Source organism: Bradyrhizobium sp. 191 (assembly GCF_023100985.1).
Lineage (GTDB): Bacteria > Pseudomonadota > Alphaproteobacteria > Rhizobiales > Xanthobacteraceae > Bradyrhizobium > Bradyrhizobium diversitatis.
On record NZ_CP064692.1, the window covers coordinates 380,629 to 394,719 of the forward strand.

A 14,091-nucleotide genomic window follows, 5' to 3' on the forward strand; every position below is an offset into this window, starting at 1 on the left:
GCACCAGAGTTCGATGCTACGCATCGCCCCGGAATGACAGCGAGATCAAGACGCCTGCTTCAGCCGCTCCAGCGCCTCGAGCAGCTTGGCCTTGCGCGCCAGCGCGGCCTCGCGCTTTTCGCGCTCCTCCTCGACGACCTCCTCCGCCGCGTTGGCGACGAACTTCTCGTTCGCCAGCTTGGACTCGGCGCGCTTGATGTCGGCGTCGGCCTTGCCGATCTCCTTGTCGAGCCGCGTACGCTCGGCAGCAACGTCGATCACGCCCTTCAGCGGCAGCGCAGCCACCTCACCGCGCACCAGGAGCTGAACCGCGCCGTCAGGCGCACGTTCTGCGAAGGAAATGTCCGACAGCCGGGCCATGCGCTTGATGACGTCGGTCCAGCGCGGCGCGCGCTCCCTGGTCTTGGCCGAGGCGCCGGCGAGCACCAACGCCGTCAGCGTCGCCGGCGGGATGTTCATCTCGGCGCGCACCGAGCGGATCTGCGTGACGAGGTCGATCACCCAACCAATCTCGGCCTCGGCCGCGGGATCGGTGAAGTCGGCATGATCGAAGATCGGCAGCACCCAGGCCGGCGAAACGAGTGCATCGGTCGGACCCGTCGTCGCCGCGAGCATCGCGAGTTGCTCCGGCGTCGGTTCGACCTGCTTCAGCGGCCACGGCGCCAATGCCAGCAGGCCCTCGCGATTGGCCGTCACCTCCCACAGCTCCTCGGTGATGAAGGGCATGAAGGGGTGCAGCAGCTTCAGGATCTCATCGCGCGCCCAGGCGACCATGGCGCGGGTCTCGTCCTTGGCGGGACTGTCCGGACCGAGCAGCACGGGCTTTGCAAGCTCGACATACCAGTCGCAATAGACGTTCCAGACGAAGCGATAGATGCTGCCCGCAGCGTCGTTGAACCGATAGGCTTCGATCGCCTCGGTCACCTCACGCGTGGTGTGCGCAGTCTCATGCGCAATCCAGCGGTTTAGCGTCTCCTTCGCGTTCGCCGGCTCGAACCCTTCAGGAACAGCGCAGTGGTTCATCTCGGCGAAGCGACACGCGTTCCAGAGCTTCGTCGCGAAATTGCGATAGCCCTCGACGCGGCTGGTGGCGAGCTTGATGTCGCGCCCCTGCGCCGCCATCGCCGCCAGCGTGAAGCGCAGCGCGTCCGCGCCGTATTCGTCGATCAGGTTGAGCGGATCGATGACGTTGCCCTTCGACTTCGACATCTTGGCGCCCTTCTCGTCGCGGACGAGGGCGTGGATGTAAACGGTCGAGAACGGCACTTCCTTCATAAAGTGCAGGCCCATCATCATCATGCGGGCGACCCAGAAGAAGATGATGTCGAAGCCCGTCACCAGCGCGTTGGTCGGGTAATAGCGCTGCACCTCGGGCGTATCGTCCGGCCAGCCGAGCGTCGAGAACGGCCACAGCGCCGAGGAGAACCAGGTGTCGAGCACGTCCTCGTCGCGGGTGATGAAGCCTTCGCGCTTGTTGCGGTCGAGCGCCATCTCGCGCCCCTGCTCGACCGTGATGACTTCCTGCTCGACGTAATAGCCGAGCGCGTGACTGACGGCCTCCTCCTCGGTCTCGGCCACGAACACCTTGCCGTCAGGTCCGTACCAGGCCGGGATCTGGTGGCCCCACCAGAGCTGGCGCGAGATGCACCAGGGCTGGATGTTCTCCATCCAGTCGAAATAGGTCTTTTCCCAGTTCTTCGGCACGAACGTCGTTTCGCCCGAACGAACCGCGGCGATCGCAGGTCTCGCCAGCGTCTTGGCATCGACATACCATTGGTCGGTCAGATAGGGCTCGATCACGCTGTTCGAGCGGTCGCCGTGCGGCACCATGTGGGTGTGCGGCTCGATCCGCTCGACGAAGCCGAACGATTCCAGCCGCTCGACGATGCGCTTGCGCGCGACGAAGCGGTCGACCTTGTGGAACTCCTCGGCGAACTGCGCGGCGCCTTCAGGCAAGTCGCGCAGATAATCCTCGTTGTCGAGGAGATCGAGGCAACCTTCCCTGTCGAGCACGCTGATCCGGCTCAAGCCGTGGCGATTGCCGACTTCGAAATCGTTGAAGTCGTGCGCCGGCGTCACCTTCACCGCGCCCGAGCCCTTCTCCGGATCGGAGTACTCGTCGGCAACGATCGCAATCTTGCGGCCGACCAGCGGCAGGATGACGTTTTTGCCGATCAGCTTCTGATAGCGCTCATCCTCGGGATGCACGGCAACGCCGGTATCGCCGAGCATGGTCTCGGGACGCGTGGTCGCGACGACGATGAAGCTCGAGGGATCTTCGGGGTTGAAATTCTTGCCCTCGATCGGATAGCGCAGGTACCAGAGGTGGCCTTTGACCTCGGTCTGCTGCACCTCGAGATCCGAGATCGCGGTCAAGAGCTTGGTGTCCCAGTTCACCAGCCGCTTGTCCTTGTAGATCAGTCCCTCGCGGTGCAGTTCGACGAACACCTTGACGACGGCTTTCGACAGGCCCTCGTCCATGGTGAAGCGCTCGCGCGACCAGTCGCAGGACGCGCCGAGCCGCTTGAGCTGGTTGATGATGGTGTCGCCGCTCTCGGCCTTCCATTGCCAGACCCGCTCGAGGAACTTCGCGCGGCCCATCTCGCGGCGGCCGGGCTGCTGACGCTCCATCAGCTGCCGCTCGACCACCATCTGGGTGGCGATACCGGCATGGTCGGTACCGGGCTGCCACAGCACGTCGCGGCCGCGCATGCGCTCGAACCGGCACAGGATGTCCTGCAGCGTATTGTTGAGGGCGTGGCCCATGTGCAGCGAACCCGTCACGTTCGGCGGCGGGATCACGATGGTGAAGGGCACGGCATCACGCCGGTCGGGGCGACCGGCCTTGAAGGCAAGGCCATCTTCCCACACGACGGACATGCGGGCTTCGATATCGGCGGGCTGGTAATTTTTCTCGATCATGGGGCAGCTAGAAAGCCGCGCGAGTGGGCCAAGTCAACGAAAACGTCAGCGCACGGGTTTTCCGGCCCGGTCGACGAGCCCAATATGGCGTACGAGCGGGGCTATATCGGGGCCGTATGGCCCTTCTCAGCGGCCGCCGCGCGAGACCCGCTCGATTTCGGCCTTCACGATGCGTTCAACGAGGCCCGGCAGGTTGTCGTCGAGCCAGGACTTCAGCATCGGCCGCAGCATCTCCTTGACCAGGTCCTCCAGCGTCCGTGCATTGCTGCTGAGCACCGTGTGGGCCAGGGAGTTGAAGGCGGATTCGACCGCGGAGACCGTCGATTGCGCGAGGATCGGCTGCTGCGGCGGCAGCGGCGGGGCGTCAAAGTCCACCGGCGCGTAGGACGGCGGCGGTGTAGGCCGTGGCGGGGGCGATTCGGCGAATTCGAGATCGTCGCGCGGCTCGACCTTGCGGAAGCTGGGCGGCGGCGGAGGCGGTGTCGGATCCACCGCCATCTCGTCCGTCAATTCGAGCACATCGGGTTCTGGTTCTGGCTCGGGAGCGCGGACCTCGGGCGCAGGTGTGGCCGCGTCGAGCCCGGCCAGCAGCGCGTCGATATCGTCCTGGTTGTTGGTGGCGTCCGCCGCGGGCGCGGGTGGCGGCGGCGGAGCCGGCTTCGCAACTGGCGGCGCCGGCTTCTCGGCAGCAGATTTTGCGGGCGCGACCTTGGATGGCGGGATGTCGTTCATTGCCTGCGGCTTCGGCGGCGTCGCGGGCGCTGCGGCCTTCTCGAGCTGGGCGGCCTCAGCCGGCGGGGGCTTTGCCTCATCGTCGGCAATGATGCGCCGGATCGAGGCCAGAATCTCCTCCATCGAGGGTTCTGTGACCTTTGCAGGCTGCGTCATCTCCGACTCCACATCATCAACGCCCTCGCATGCGTCGTTTTACCACCAAGCACGACAGGATTGGCCGGTTCCGGACGGGAGGCCCCTCATTTTCGTCGCGGCAGCCCGACTTGTCCCCAGATCACGGCTCAACGTGCAGCGGTGCGCCCCCGCGCCGGCACTCAAGCATTACGCACACGACATCAACGCGGGGCCGAATCGACCCGCATTATTCTGGCAAGGCTATGTCAGGGATTTTGACGATTGCAAGCAAAGCACCGGTCGACCTCGGCTGTCGGCGAGGTCGCCCGAATCACCAAGGCACGATCCGGAGAGGTATTCCGAAAAGATCGTGCTTGAACAAAAACCTAAAGCGCGATGGCGATTCATCCTGATCGCATCGCGTTTTGGGAGGATCAGCGTCCGTCGGGCGTACGCACGCCGGCCCAGCTGTCGCGTACCTGATGATAGTGAACGCTGGGGTCGTAGGTTGTGGTCCGCAGACCAAGCACCTGCGGCGACAGGCGGCCAACGGTACTGAGGACCCTGTAGGAATTCACAACGCGATCATGCTGCGCGTTCACGAGATTGATGCGGGCGTTGACCAGCGCCTGCTGCGCATTGAGAACGTCGAGCGTGGTGCGCTGCCCGGCCTTTGCCTCCTCGCGCACACCGTTCAGCGCGATCTCGGATGCCGTCACCTGGGCTTGTGCGGACGTCACCTGCGCTTTGGATGCCTGGAGCAGGCCCCAGGCAGATGCGGTGTCAGCGCGAGCCTGGTCACGAGTCTGATCAAGCGTAAGACGCTGCTGGGCCAGCGACTCCTTGGACTGCCGGATCAGGGAATATTCGGAGCCGCCCGCATAGAGCTGCCACGAAGCTTGCGCGACAGCAGAGGCGCTGAACGCCCTGTTTTGAATCAAAGTCTGTTCGTTTGCCTGCTGGGCGGTCGCTTGCAATGTGACCGTCGGCAGCAGCGCGCCTTCATTGATCTTCACGCTCATATAAGCGACATCGATGCCGAACATCGCTGCTGTGACTGTCGGGTTCTCAATAAGCGCAAGCTCGACCGCTTTTGCCAGCGACGGCGGCAGCAAACGATCCACCGGCGAGCCGGGCGCAAGGTTGACAGGGTCGTTGCCGATCACACGGCGATAGGTCGCGCGCGTCGCCGTCAGCGTGGCCTCAGACTGCTGCTCCAACGTTCGTCCTGCAGCCAACTGCGCTTCCGATTGCGCCACGTCGGTGCGAGTGACTTCGCCGACGTTGAAGCGGTCGCGGGTCTGCTTCAACGTCTGCTCGAGGACCCGGACGTTGCTCTTGTTGACCTCGACCGTCGCCGAATCGCGCAGATAGTCCATGTACGTCTGCGCCGCCAAGAACAGAACACTTTGCTCGAGATTGCGCAGCCCCTCGCGCGCGCCGGAGACCTGATGCTCTGCGCCCCGAACCCGGTTGGCGGTTTGGTTGCCGTTGTACAGAGACTGCTGAATGGTAACGGCGGCGCTGCGGGGGACGGTCGTCCCGTTGATTGGTCCAGTGCCCGGCGCGCTCAATATGTCCTGATATTGATAGCCGGCGCTCGCAGTCAGCGAAACTCTCGGGCGATACCCGGACAGTGCCTGAGGCACGTTTTCGTCGGTCACACGCACCTGGGCGCGCTGCGCGTTGAGCTGCGGATTGTCCTGATAGGCACGCACGAGCGCGCCTTCCATCGTCTCCGCCAAGGCAGGCGTCGGCCCGGCAAGCGCCAGCAGCAGGACCGAAACCGCAGCTCCGGTGAAGAGCTTCACCCCATGCATCCCTTAAATTCCGTTCATCTAACGCCCACCCCGTGCCCACGAGCTGGGTTTACCGTCTACGAGGAGTCATCGCCCCGCTGCAACATAGGACGGGGGCAAGCGCGACGGAACTACCTGAGGGTGGTTCTCAGCGGAAACTCTTCACGTGCAGCATCCCTGCCACACTTCTGATTCGGAACGGGATTTTGGCGGGCTTTGGCCCGTCAGAACACGAAGGCGGCGGCCCGTTCCAGCCCGGGAAGGACCGGGGCTGCGGCATCGAACAGGGCCCGATGGCCGAATTCACCGTGGGTACGGGTCACGATCAAGGCCCGCGGCGGCCTGGATTCGGCCGACACCCCCACCAGACGCCCCCCCTCCTTCAGCTGCCCGAGCAGGGCTTCCGGCATCACCTCGGCCGCTCCGTTGAGGACGATGACGTCATAGGGAGCGGCAGAAGGTTCCCCTTCGGGGCACGCCGCCGCCCGGCAGGTAGCATTGGCAAGCCCCAGGGCGGTGAAGGCATCCTTGGCTTTCGCGGCCAAGGCCGAATCGCACTCGGTCGCGGCGACCTGCCGCGCAAGCTTGGCGGTCAGCGCCGCGAGGTAGCCCGTGGCGCAGCCGACGACCAGCACGCTGTCGCCCTCGCCGATTTCGGCGGCCTGAAGCAGCTTGCCGGTGAGCGCCGGCTTGATCAGGAACCGCTTGGCGCCGCCTTCGCTCACGTCGAGGTCGAGATCGAGATAGGCCAGCGCCTGCCGGGCGGCAGGCACGAAGGCCTCGCGCGGAACCGTGAGCATGGCATCGAGAACACGACGATCGGTGACGTCACTGGTGCGCACCTGGCCATCGACCATTTTCTGGCGCGCGGTCGAGAAACCGGACATTTGCGGACCCTGCAATGCGGACGATGCCGCGGAAGAAATTCGCGGCATCTTTGGAGCATGCTCGGTCAAAACGCAACATGGCCGTTGGCCCCGACAGGCCAAGGCTTCCGCAACTGCCCAATCGGAGGATCGACCAGTCCTACTCGATCGCCACCGCGAGGCGGCCGATCAGAGCGGCGACCTCGTCCAGCCGTGCCGAATCCGGCGTCTCGACCGCGCGCGCCAGACGGGCGATGCATTCGTCGTCGCTGAGTTCGGGAACGTCGGCCGGCAGAATCGAGGGGGCCATGAGAGAACGGTCGGCCTGGATGTCTGACATGGAATAAGCTCCGTAAATGTCCGGCGGGTCAATGCTCGATTTGAATTGAGTCGATTTGGCGCCGTCCGCATGGCGCCACCGCGCCCGCGCACACATCTGTTCAAGCGTGATTCCACGCTGGATTACGGAGGCCGTACTCCAAAATCAGGCTAAGAAGATCGCTCGCCGCATTAGGATGCGGGTGTAAATCACTGAATTGTCGGCAAAATTTGGCTCCCCGGGCTGGATTCGAACCAGCGACCATCCGATTAACAGTCGGATGCTCTACCGCTGAGCTACCGAGGAAAAGGCGAACCGTTCGTTCGCGCGCGGCTGCGTATAACAAAGCCGCTTGCGCTTGCAAAGGACGAATTCGTCATCATCCGCAACGCGCCTTGAGGAAGGTCTGGAACGGCCTCCCTTCGGGGACTTTCGAGGATGGGTTCTGGATGCTTGCGCTACGCTCGCAACGTCTCGCCCGAGCTCTGCTGCATCTTGATCACGGCCGCCGGCATACCAGATCGATTTCGATCAGCGCATCGTAGGCAAGCCCGGTGACGCCGACACAGGTGCGGGCCGGCAGGCGATCCGGTGCGAAGAACGTGCGGTAGGTCTCGTTCATTGCGGCATAGTCCTCCTTGAAGCGGGTCAGATACACGCGCGTCATCACGACGTGCTCGAGGCCGAGATCGAGGCCGGCGAGCACCACTTTCAGGTTCTCCATCACGGCGCGGGTCTGCGCGACGATGCCCTCGGGCAGCACGCCCGGCGCCTGCGGCGTGTCCGGCATCTGGCCCGTGACGAAGACGAAGCCATCGGTCTCGACCGCATGGCTGAAAGGCGCGACCGGCTTCGGTCCGCCGCTGATCATGTGGAATTTCACTTGGGTGTCCTTGTCAAGATGCGTCCTGAAACAGGCGCTTGCTGAGGATGGCGTGCACGCCCCAATTGCCGTCGACCACCTGCGTCACGCCGAAATCGACGGCGGCCGACATCAGCGCGATCGCCTCGTCCTCGCTGAGGCCTTTGACGTTCATCAGGAAGCGCCGCATCTTGCGGAACGCGTCCTTCATGGCGAGGTCGAGCGAGGACTTGGCGTAGACTTCGCTCTGCCCTTGGGCGCCGAACTCCGCGAGATAGTTCGGGTGGCTGAAGCCTGTCAGCACCCAATCGGTCTCGGTCTCGATCAGGGGGTAAGAGAGATCGGCGAAGGGCTGGCCGGCGAGATCGGCCTTCTTGTGCAGGATCACCTCGAAGGTACCGGTCATCGAGCACTCGATTGCGGTGCCGCTGAGCTCGCCGTCGCCCTGCGCGGCATGGGGATCGCCGACCGACAGCAGCGCACCGGGAACGGAGACCGGAAGATACACGGCTGCTCCCTTCCCCAGCCGCCAATTGTCGAGATTGCCGCCGAAATAGGATGGCGGCACGGAATCGACGAAATCGACCTCGCGCGGCGCCACAGCGATCACGCCGAAATGCGGACGCAGGGGGATCTTGATGCCGTCGAGTACGCCATGGCGGCGCTTGTTCGTGGCGGGTGCGACGGGAACGCCGGGGTAATCGTAGGTGGTGTGCACGACACCAAACGGATCGGTCTGCGGCTCCCAGCGGTAGGAATAGAGCGCACGGGCGTGCGGCACCTCGGCGTCGTCGAAGATCTCGTAGATGGTAACCGCTTCGCGCGGCTTCGGACCGCCGAGAAACTCGTTGTAGTGATAGCCCCACCACGCCGCGACCGAGGAGCCGAACACGCGGCCCGCATGGTTCGGATTGCGGCTCGTCCGTGGCACGATGTCGAGGATGCGCACCTCCAGCACGTCACCTGGCTGGGCGTCCTTCACAGCGACGGGTCCGGTGCAGATGTGCACGCCAAAGCCCTCGCCGGCACCGCGGCCGAACACGCTGGCATCCATGGGCCCTGCGCCGCGGCGGTCGACGTTCTTCCTGTCCCGCGTCCAGCCGAACACGCTTTCGGCGGCGGCATCGCCTGATATCATCAACTCGGGATCGTCGGAGGCGTGCTGCGTCAGCGTCTCGATGGTGATGGTGTCGCCCGAGGCGATCTCGATCTGCGGCGGCAGCGAGCGGCTGAAATAACCCCAATGGACGCGGCTGGCCTCGACCGGCAGATGGTGATGACGGCGTTCGGCGGTCGTGCGCGCCTCGGCGCCCGCGCAGGCGACACTGCTGCGCGTCTCCACGCTTTGATGGACGCGAAGCTGCGCCAGTGCCTCCTGCGGCCAGCCGCGCTGGCCGGCGACGCCGTGCTGTGCCGTCGCGCGCTCCGCCTCCTGCTGGCGAAACTCGCGCGGCGGCAGGCCGAAGCGATGCCGGAAGGCGCGGCTGAAATGCGCGGAGTCGCCAGAACCGTAGGCGTAGGCGATCTCCGAGATCGAGCGATGCGCCTCGGCTGGGTTGGATAGGTCGGCCCAGGCGCGCTGGAGGCGGCGCTCGCGAACGTAGTGGGTGAAATTGTCGCCGACCGTCTCGAACAGCTTTTGCAGGTAGCGTTCGGAAATTCCCTCGGCCTGCGCGACGCGCGCCGGCACCAGATCGGGATCGTCGAGGCGACGCTCGATGGTCTGGCAGATCCGGTGCAGCAGCGCGGCCTGCGTCGCGCTCGATCCAGCATCGGAGGCCGAGGACGCCAGCTGATGCACCAGCGTCAGCAGCAGATCGACGAAGGATTGCGCGACCGAATTCCATTCCGGATCGCTCAGGGTGTCGAGCGTCCGTGCAGTGGCATCGAGCAGACGGGAGAAGACGTCGGCAAAGCCGCTGGGCGGAACGACGCGCGGCCCGCCGAGCCGCGGCTTGCCCGAAAGGCGGCCATGCAGCGCCTCCGACGTCACCGACAGCACGATGGCGCGCATGTCGCGCTGGAACACGATGCTCCAATCGCCGCTGCGCGGCAGCAGCACGAGATGACCGACCGGAACGATACGATGACTGCCGGCGCTCTTCAGCACCATGCCGTCCTCGACCGGCATCAGCGCGATGGGAAGGTCGTCGCTTGCTCGTGAGAGCGGAACGACGCTCTGCGCACCCGCAGCCATGCGCGTCAGCGCGACACCGGCGGCGTGCCGGTGCGATGCGGTCGCGTGTCCGTCCAATACGCTATGGCCACCCGCCGGCTGCAGGCCGACCGCAGCCAGCACGTCCCGCCAGGCTTCCGGGCGGTCGTCTTGCGCGTAGGACTCGCTCGTGAACGGGCGGAAGCTCATCGGATCGACCCAGATTGCAGTCGATCGAAGCAACCTCCGTGCCAGACGCACGCGGTCATCCGTCGCAGCGACGGGCCGAAGACGAGGTTCGTTGGTCAAGTGTTCACCCGGGAATTGGACTGTTCTTCAAAGTGTTAGAGTATGGCGATCCCCCTTCGTCATTCCGGGGCGCGCGCAAGTGCGAACCCGGAATCCATTGCGCGCAGAAGACGGTGGTGCGATGGATTCCGGGTTCGACGCGTTGCGTCGCCCCGGAATGACGAAGGGGAGAGGTTCAGTCGCACCGGAAGATGTTCTTGCGGATCGTGCCGTGGACGCCCCAATTGGCGTCGACGACCTGGGTGACGCCGAAATCGGCCCCGACCGACATCAGCGAGATCGCCTCGTCCTCGCTGAGGCGATGCACAGTCATCAGGAAGCGGCGGAGCTTTCTGAATGCATCGCGCATCGCACGGTCGAGACTGGAGTGATTGGCAATCTCGGTTTGTGCATCGGCGCCGAGCGTGGCGAGATAGTTCGGATAGGTGAAGCCGTAGAACGACCAGGCGTGGTCGGTCTCCAGCATCGGGTGGTCGAGGCCTTCGAGGCTGGTGCCGGCAAGGTCGGCCTTCTTGTGCAGGATGAACTCGAAGTCGCCGGTCAGCGAGGTCTCGATCGCGGTGCCGCCGAGCTCGCTATCGCCCTGCGCGGCGTGGGGATCGCCGACCGAGAAATAGGCGCCGGGAACGGCAACCGGATAGAACATCCGCGCGCCTTTTCCGATGCGCCAGTCGTCGATGTTACCGCCGGTGTAGCTCGGCGGGATCGAGCTGACGAAATCGGCCTCCGACGGCGCGAGGCCCATCGTGCCGAAATGCAGTCGCGCCGGCACCTTCACGCTGGAGAGGATGTTCTCGCGCTTCCTGATGGTGGCGTGATCGACGCGCACGCCGGGATAGTCGATGGTCGGATGCACGATGCCGTCAGGGTCGGTCTGTGGCGTCCAGACATAGTTGTAGACCGCCTTCGCGTAGGGCTCGCCGGAGGTGTCCAGCTCGAAGATGGTGACGACCTCGCGCGGCTTCGGCTCCTCGATCAGGTCGTGATAGTGAAAGCCCCAATTGGCTGCTACGTTGGAGCCGAAGCAGCGGCCGGCATGGCAGGCGCTGCAGCTCGGCCGTGGCCGGACGTCGAGGATGCGCACTTCCAGAATGTCGCCGGGCTCGGCGCCTTCGATTGCGACCGGTCCGGTGAGCAAATGCACGCCGATCCCCTCGCCCGCGCCGCGAATGAACGGGCCCTCCGTCGGGCCGGAGCCGCGGCGCGCGACAGCCTTGTGCTCGCGCGTCCACTGGAACACGCTCTCGGCGCCGGGATCGCCCTGGATCATGCGCTCGTAATCGTCATTGGCATGATGGGTCAGTGTCTCGATGGTGGCGCGATCACCTGAGCGCAGCGTCAGGGCCGGCGCGACTGTCTTGGAGAAATAGCCCCAGTGGACGGTTTTCGGCGAAACCGGCAGCGTGACATGCTTCATCAGATGGCCTCTTCGGGAGTCTTGAACCTTGCGGATGCGCCGCTCATCGCACCGCCTCCGGAGTCTTGTCGGCTTCCATCACGCTGAGGAATCGCGCCGTCAGCGGATTGCGGGGATTGGAGAGCACCTCGTGCGCCGGCCCCTCCTCGATGATCGCGCCGCCGCTCAGGAAGGCGACACGGTCGGCGACCTCGTCAGCGAAACGGATCTGGTGCGTCGAGATGATCATGGTGAGGCCGTCGTCGATGGCGAGTCGGCGGATCACCTCCAGCACCTCGTTGACCAGCTCCGGATCGAGCGCCGAGGTCGGCTCGTCCAGCAGCAGCACGCTCGGGTTCGGCGCCAGCGCGCGGGCGATGGCGACGCGCTGCTGCTGGCCGCCGGACAGATGCCGCGGCAGCGTGTGGGCGCGATGCGAGAGCCCGACGCGGTCGAGCAGCTCGGCCGCGCGGCGGTCGGCGTCGATGCGGGTCATGCCGTGAACCCAGCGCAGGGGACCGGCGATGTTCTCCTTCGCCGACAGATGCGCGAACAGATTGAACTGCTGGAACACCATGCCGACGCCGACGCTGGCGCGCTCATTGGCAATCGCCCGCGGCGACAGCGGCTTGCCATTCTCGCTGAAGCCGAGGCGCCGGCCGCCGACGCGCACGGTTCCGGCGTCCCAGTTCTCGAGGTGGTTGATGCAGCGAAGCAGCGTGCTCTTGCCAGAGCCGCTGGGGCCGAGCAGCGCGACCACTTCACCGATGCGCACCGTGAGGTCGAGACCGCCGAGCACCTTCTGCGAGCCGTAGCTCTTGGTGAGGTCCTTCACTTCGACCGCGATATTGTTGCGCGCAATCGTCGCGGCGCGGCGGGCGCGCTCCTCGCGGGTCAGGGCCAGCGGCGGAGTGGCCGCGAGCTCTGCTGGCGCGGGCTCGGGATCGGCGACGGTCGCATCGGCGAGTTCGACCTTGGAGACCAGATCGACGCGGCGCCAGGGCAGATAATCGGCGAGCTTGCGCTCGCGGCGCGTGGTGCGGTCGAGATCGAGCCACCATTCGACGAAGAGCTGGATGACGCTGATGGCCGTGGTCAGAACGAGATAGAGCAGACCCGAGGCGAAGAAGATCGAGAAGAAATCGAAGGTCGAGGACGCCAGCTGCGTCGAGCGCAAGGTCAGCTCCTGCACCGCGACGACGGAGGCGAGCGAGGAATTCTTCAGCGCACTCACCGCCTCGTTGCCGAAGGCCGGGATCATGGTGCGGATGGCCTGCGGCGCGATGATCCTGCGCATCAGCACTGACGGCGTCATGCCGAGGGCCTGCCCCGCCGTCAGCTGCCCGCGGTCGACACCGAGCACGCCGGCGCGCAGCATCTCCGCGATGAACGGCGCCTCGTTGCAGGCGAGCGCGAGGCCGGCGGCCAGCACCGCCGGCAGCTTGATGCCGATATGCGGCAGCGCGTCGTAGGCGAACACCATCTGAAGGATCAGCGGCGTGCCGCGGAAGATCACGGTATAGGCCCTGGCGATCGCCGCCAGGGGCCAGAAGCGGGAGAGCTGCATTCCGGCGAGGATCAATCCGAGGATCAATCCGCCGCCGAGCCCGAGGGCAGTCACCTCGAGGGTGAGCTCGATGCCCGCGAGCAGATACGGCATGCTCAGGTAGTGGAGGAACAGCGACATCAGTCGGCCGTGAGAATTTCCGGCTCCATGAAGTTGTTCACATCGAGCCCGTGCTTCTTCAGAAGCTCCATGTGCGTGCCGGCCTTCTGCACCTCGATCAGCGCGGCGAGCACGGCGTCGCGGAATTTCGGCTTGTTCTTGGGCACGGCGATGCCGACGGAATACGGGATCGTCACCGCGATCGCCTTCTCCAGCTTGTCCGGATAGGCTTTAACGGCGCTGTCGACGGTGTTGACGTCGTTGATGTAGGTGTCGGCACGGCCGGCGAGGATGGCCTGAATGCAGTTGGCGTTGTTGTCGTAGAGCTGGATGGTCGGTTCGGGCTTGCCGGCCTTCTTGCACTCCGGGATCAACGCCTGGATCAGGGGCACCTCGACATAGCCGGTGTTTTCGGCAGCAGCGGCGCCGCACAGCGACATGTTGATGCCGTTGATGCCTTTCGGATTGCCCTTGGCGACCAGCACGCCGTCGAACACCTTCGAGTAGGTGATGAAGTCGGCGGCCTTGGCGCGCTCCTTGGTGGCGTAGATGTCGGAGATCACGATGTCGGCCTGTCCCGCGGCGAGCGTGGTCAGGAGCGCCGCGAACGTCACCGCCTTGTAGGTCAGCTTGAAGCCGAGACATTCGCCGATGGCTTCGCCGAGATCGATGTCGAAGCCGATATACTTGCTGGGATCCTTGGGATCGATCGTCTCATAGCCGGGCGTGTGCGGGTTGATGGCGTTGACGAGCGTCTTGCCCTTCCAGTCCGGATACTTTTCCTGAAGCGCGGCGCAGGCAGCGGGCGCTGCGGCCCGCGCGCTCAGCGGCGTGGCGACGACGAGGCCGAAAGCAATGGCGGCGCCGAGCATGAGCTTGCGCCGTGGCAATGATGCGCGCGCCAATCCCCGCCGCGCCTGGGGCCCAACCGATTTCTCCATCTCGCCA

General features: G+C 65.0%; 10 protein-coding genes and 1 tRNA gene. All 11 read right to left on the minus strand.

Features of this window, described 5'->3' with window-relative positions:
* Positions 1 to 45: 45 nt before the first annotated feature.
* Positions 46 to 2,922 (minus strand): valine--tRNA ligase, encoded by a 2,877-nt coding sequence (locus IVB23_RS01730; protein ID WP_247802313.1) that lies wholly within the window; start codon positions 2,920 to 2,922, stop codon positions 46 to 48.
* A gap of 126 nt (positions 2,923 to 3,048) precedes the next feature.
* Complete coding sequence (locus IVB23_RS01735) at positions 3,049 to 3,810, minus strand: DUF2497 domain-containing protein (RefSeq protein WP_247802314.1); 762 nt, start codon at positions 3,808 to 3,810, stop codon at positions 3,049 to 3,051.
* Positions 3,811 to 4,205: 395 nt separating this feature from the next.
* Positions 4,206 to 5,591: a TolC family outer membrane protein gene (locus tag IVB23_RS01740; RefSeq protein ID WP_247802315.1), complete on the minus strand. Its 1,386-nt coding sequence runs from the start codon at positions 5,589 to 5,591 to the stop codon at positions 4,206 to 4,208.
* Positions 5,592 to 5,794: 203 nt separating this feature from the next.
* The gene (locus tag IVB23_RS01745; RefSeq protein WP_247802316.1) at positions 5,795 to 6,457 is read right to left on the minus strand and encodes a protein-L-isoaspartate O-methyltransferase; all 663 of its coding nucleotides are present in this window, start codon (positions 6,455 to 6,457) and stop codon (positions 5,795 to 5,797) included.
* A gap of 139 nt (positions 6,458 to 6,596) precedes the next feature.
* Positions 6,597 to 6,776 carry a hypothetical protein gene (locus tag IVB23_RS01750; protein ID WP_061881570.1) on the minus strand — a complete coding sequence of 60 codons (180 nt, stop codon included), beginning with the start codon at positions 6,774 to 6,776 and terminating at the stop codon, positions 6,597 to 6,599.
* Positions 6,777 to 6,986: 210 nt separating this feature from the next.
* A tRNA-Asn gene (locus IVB23_RS01755) sits at positions 6,987 to 7,061 on the minus strand.
* Between the two features lie 193 nt (positions 7,062 to 7,254).
* A complete protein-coding gene (locus IVB23_RS01760; protein WP_061881558.1) occupies positions 7,255 to 7,638 on the minus strand; it encodes a RidA family protein in 384 nt (127 codons plus the stop codon).
* Between the two features lie 13 nt (positions 7,639 to 7,651).
* Positions 7,652 to 9,982 (minus strand): acetamidase/formamidase family protein, encoded by a 2,331-nt coding sequence (locus IVB23_RS01765; protein WP_247804731.1) that lies wholly within the window; start codon positions 9,980 to 9,982, stop codon positions 7,652 to 7,654.
* 274 nt (positions 9,983 to 10,256) lie between these two features.
* Positions 10,257 to 11,498 (minus strand): acetamidase/formamidase family protein, encoded by a 1,242-nt coding sequence (locus IVB23_RS01770; RefSeq protein WP_061881556.1) that lies wholly within the window; start codon positions 11,496 to 11,498, stop codon positions 10,257 to 10,259.
* A 43-nt stretch (positions 11,499 to 11,541) separates the two neighbouring features.
* On the minus strand, positions 11,542 to 13,164 hold the full coding sequence (locus IVB23_RS01775; protein WP_247802317.1) for an amino acid ABC transporter permease/ATP-binding protein: 1,623 nt from the start codon (positions 13,162 to 13,164) through the stop codon (positions 11,542 to 11,544).
* Entirely contained in the window at positions 13,164 to 14,084 is a 921-nt protein-coding gene (locus tag IVB23_RS01780) for an ABC transporter substrate-binding protein (RefSeq protein WP_247802318.1), read from the minus strand. Before IVB23_RS01780 ends, IVB23_RS01775 begins: the two co-directional genes overlap by 1 nt.
* Positions 14,085 to 14,091: the final 7 nt, after the last annotated feature.

Excerpts from the sequence above, each read along its gene's own strand:
- IVB23_RS01730 (WP_247802313.1), bottom strand. The coding sequence starts at position 2,922 with ATGATCGAGAAAAATTACCAGCCCGCCGATATCGAAGCCCGCATGTCC.
- IVB23_RS01740 (WP_247802315.1), bottom strand. The coding sequence starts at position 5,591 with ATGCATGGGGTGAAGCTCTTCACCGGAGCTGCGGTTTCGGTCCTGCTG.
- IVB23_RS01770 (WP_061881556.1), bottom strand. The coding sequence starts at position 11,498 with ATGAAGCATGTCACGCTGCCGGTTTCGCCGAAAACCGTCCACTGGGGC.
- IVB23_RS01735 (WP_247802314.1), bottom strand. The coding sequence starts at position 3,810 with ATGACGCAGCCTGCAAAGGTCACAGAACCCTCGATGGAGGAGATTCTG.
- IVB23_RS01745 (WP_247802316.1), bottom strand. The coding sequence starts at position 6,457 with ATGTCCGGTTTCTCGACCGCGCGCCAGAAAATGGTCGATGGCCAGGTG.
- IVB23_RS01780 (WP_247802318.1), bottom strand. The coding sequence starts at position 14,084 with ATGGAGAAATCGGTTGGGCCCCAGGCGCGGCGGGGATTGGCGCGCGCA.
- IVB23_RS01775 (WP_247802317.1), bottom strand. The coding sequence starts at position 13,164 with ATGTCGCTGTTCCTCCACTACCTGAGCATGCCGTATCTGCTCGCGGGC.
- IVB23_RS01765 (WP_247804731.1), bottom strand. The coding sequence starts at position 9,982 with ATGAGCTTCCGCCCGTTCACGAGCGAGTCCTACGCGCAAGACGACCGC.
- IVB23_RS01750 (WP_061881570.1), bottom strand. The coding sequence starts at position 6,776 with ATGTCAGACATCCAGGCCGACCGTTCTCTCATGGCCCCCTCGATTCTG.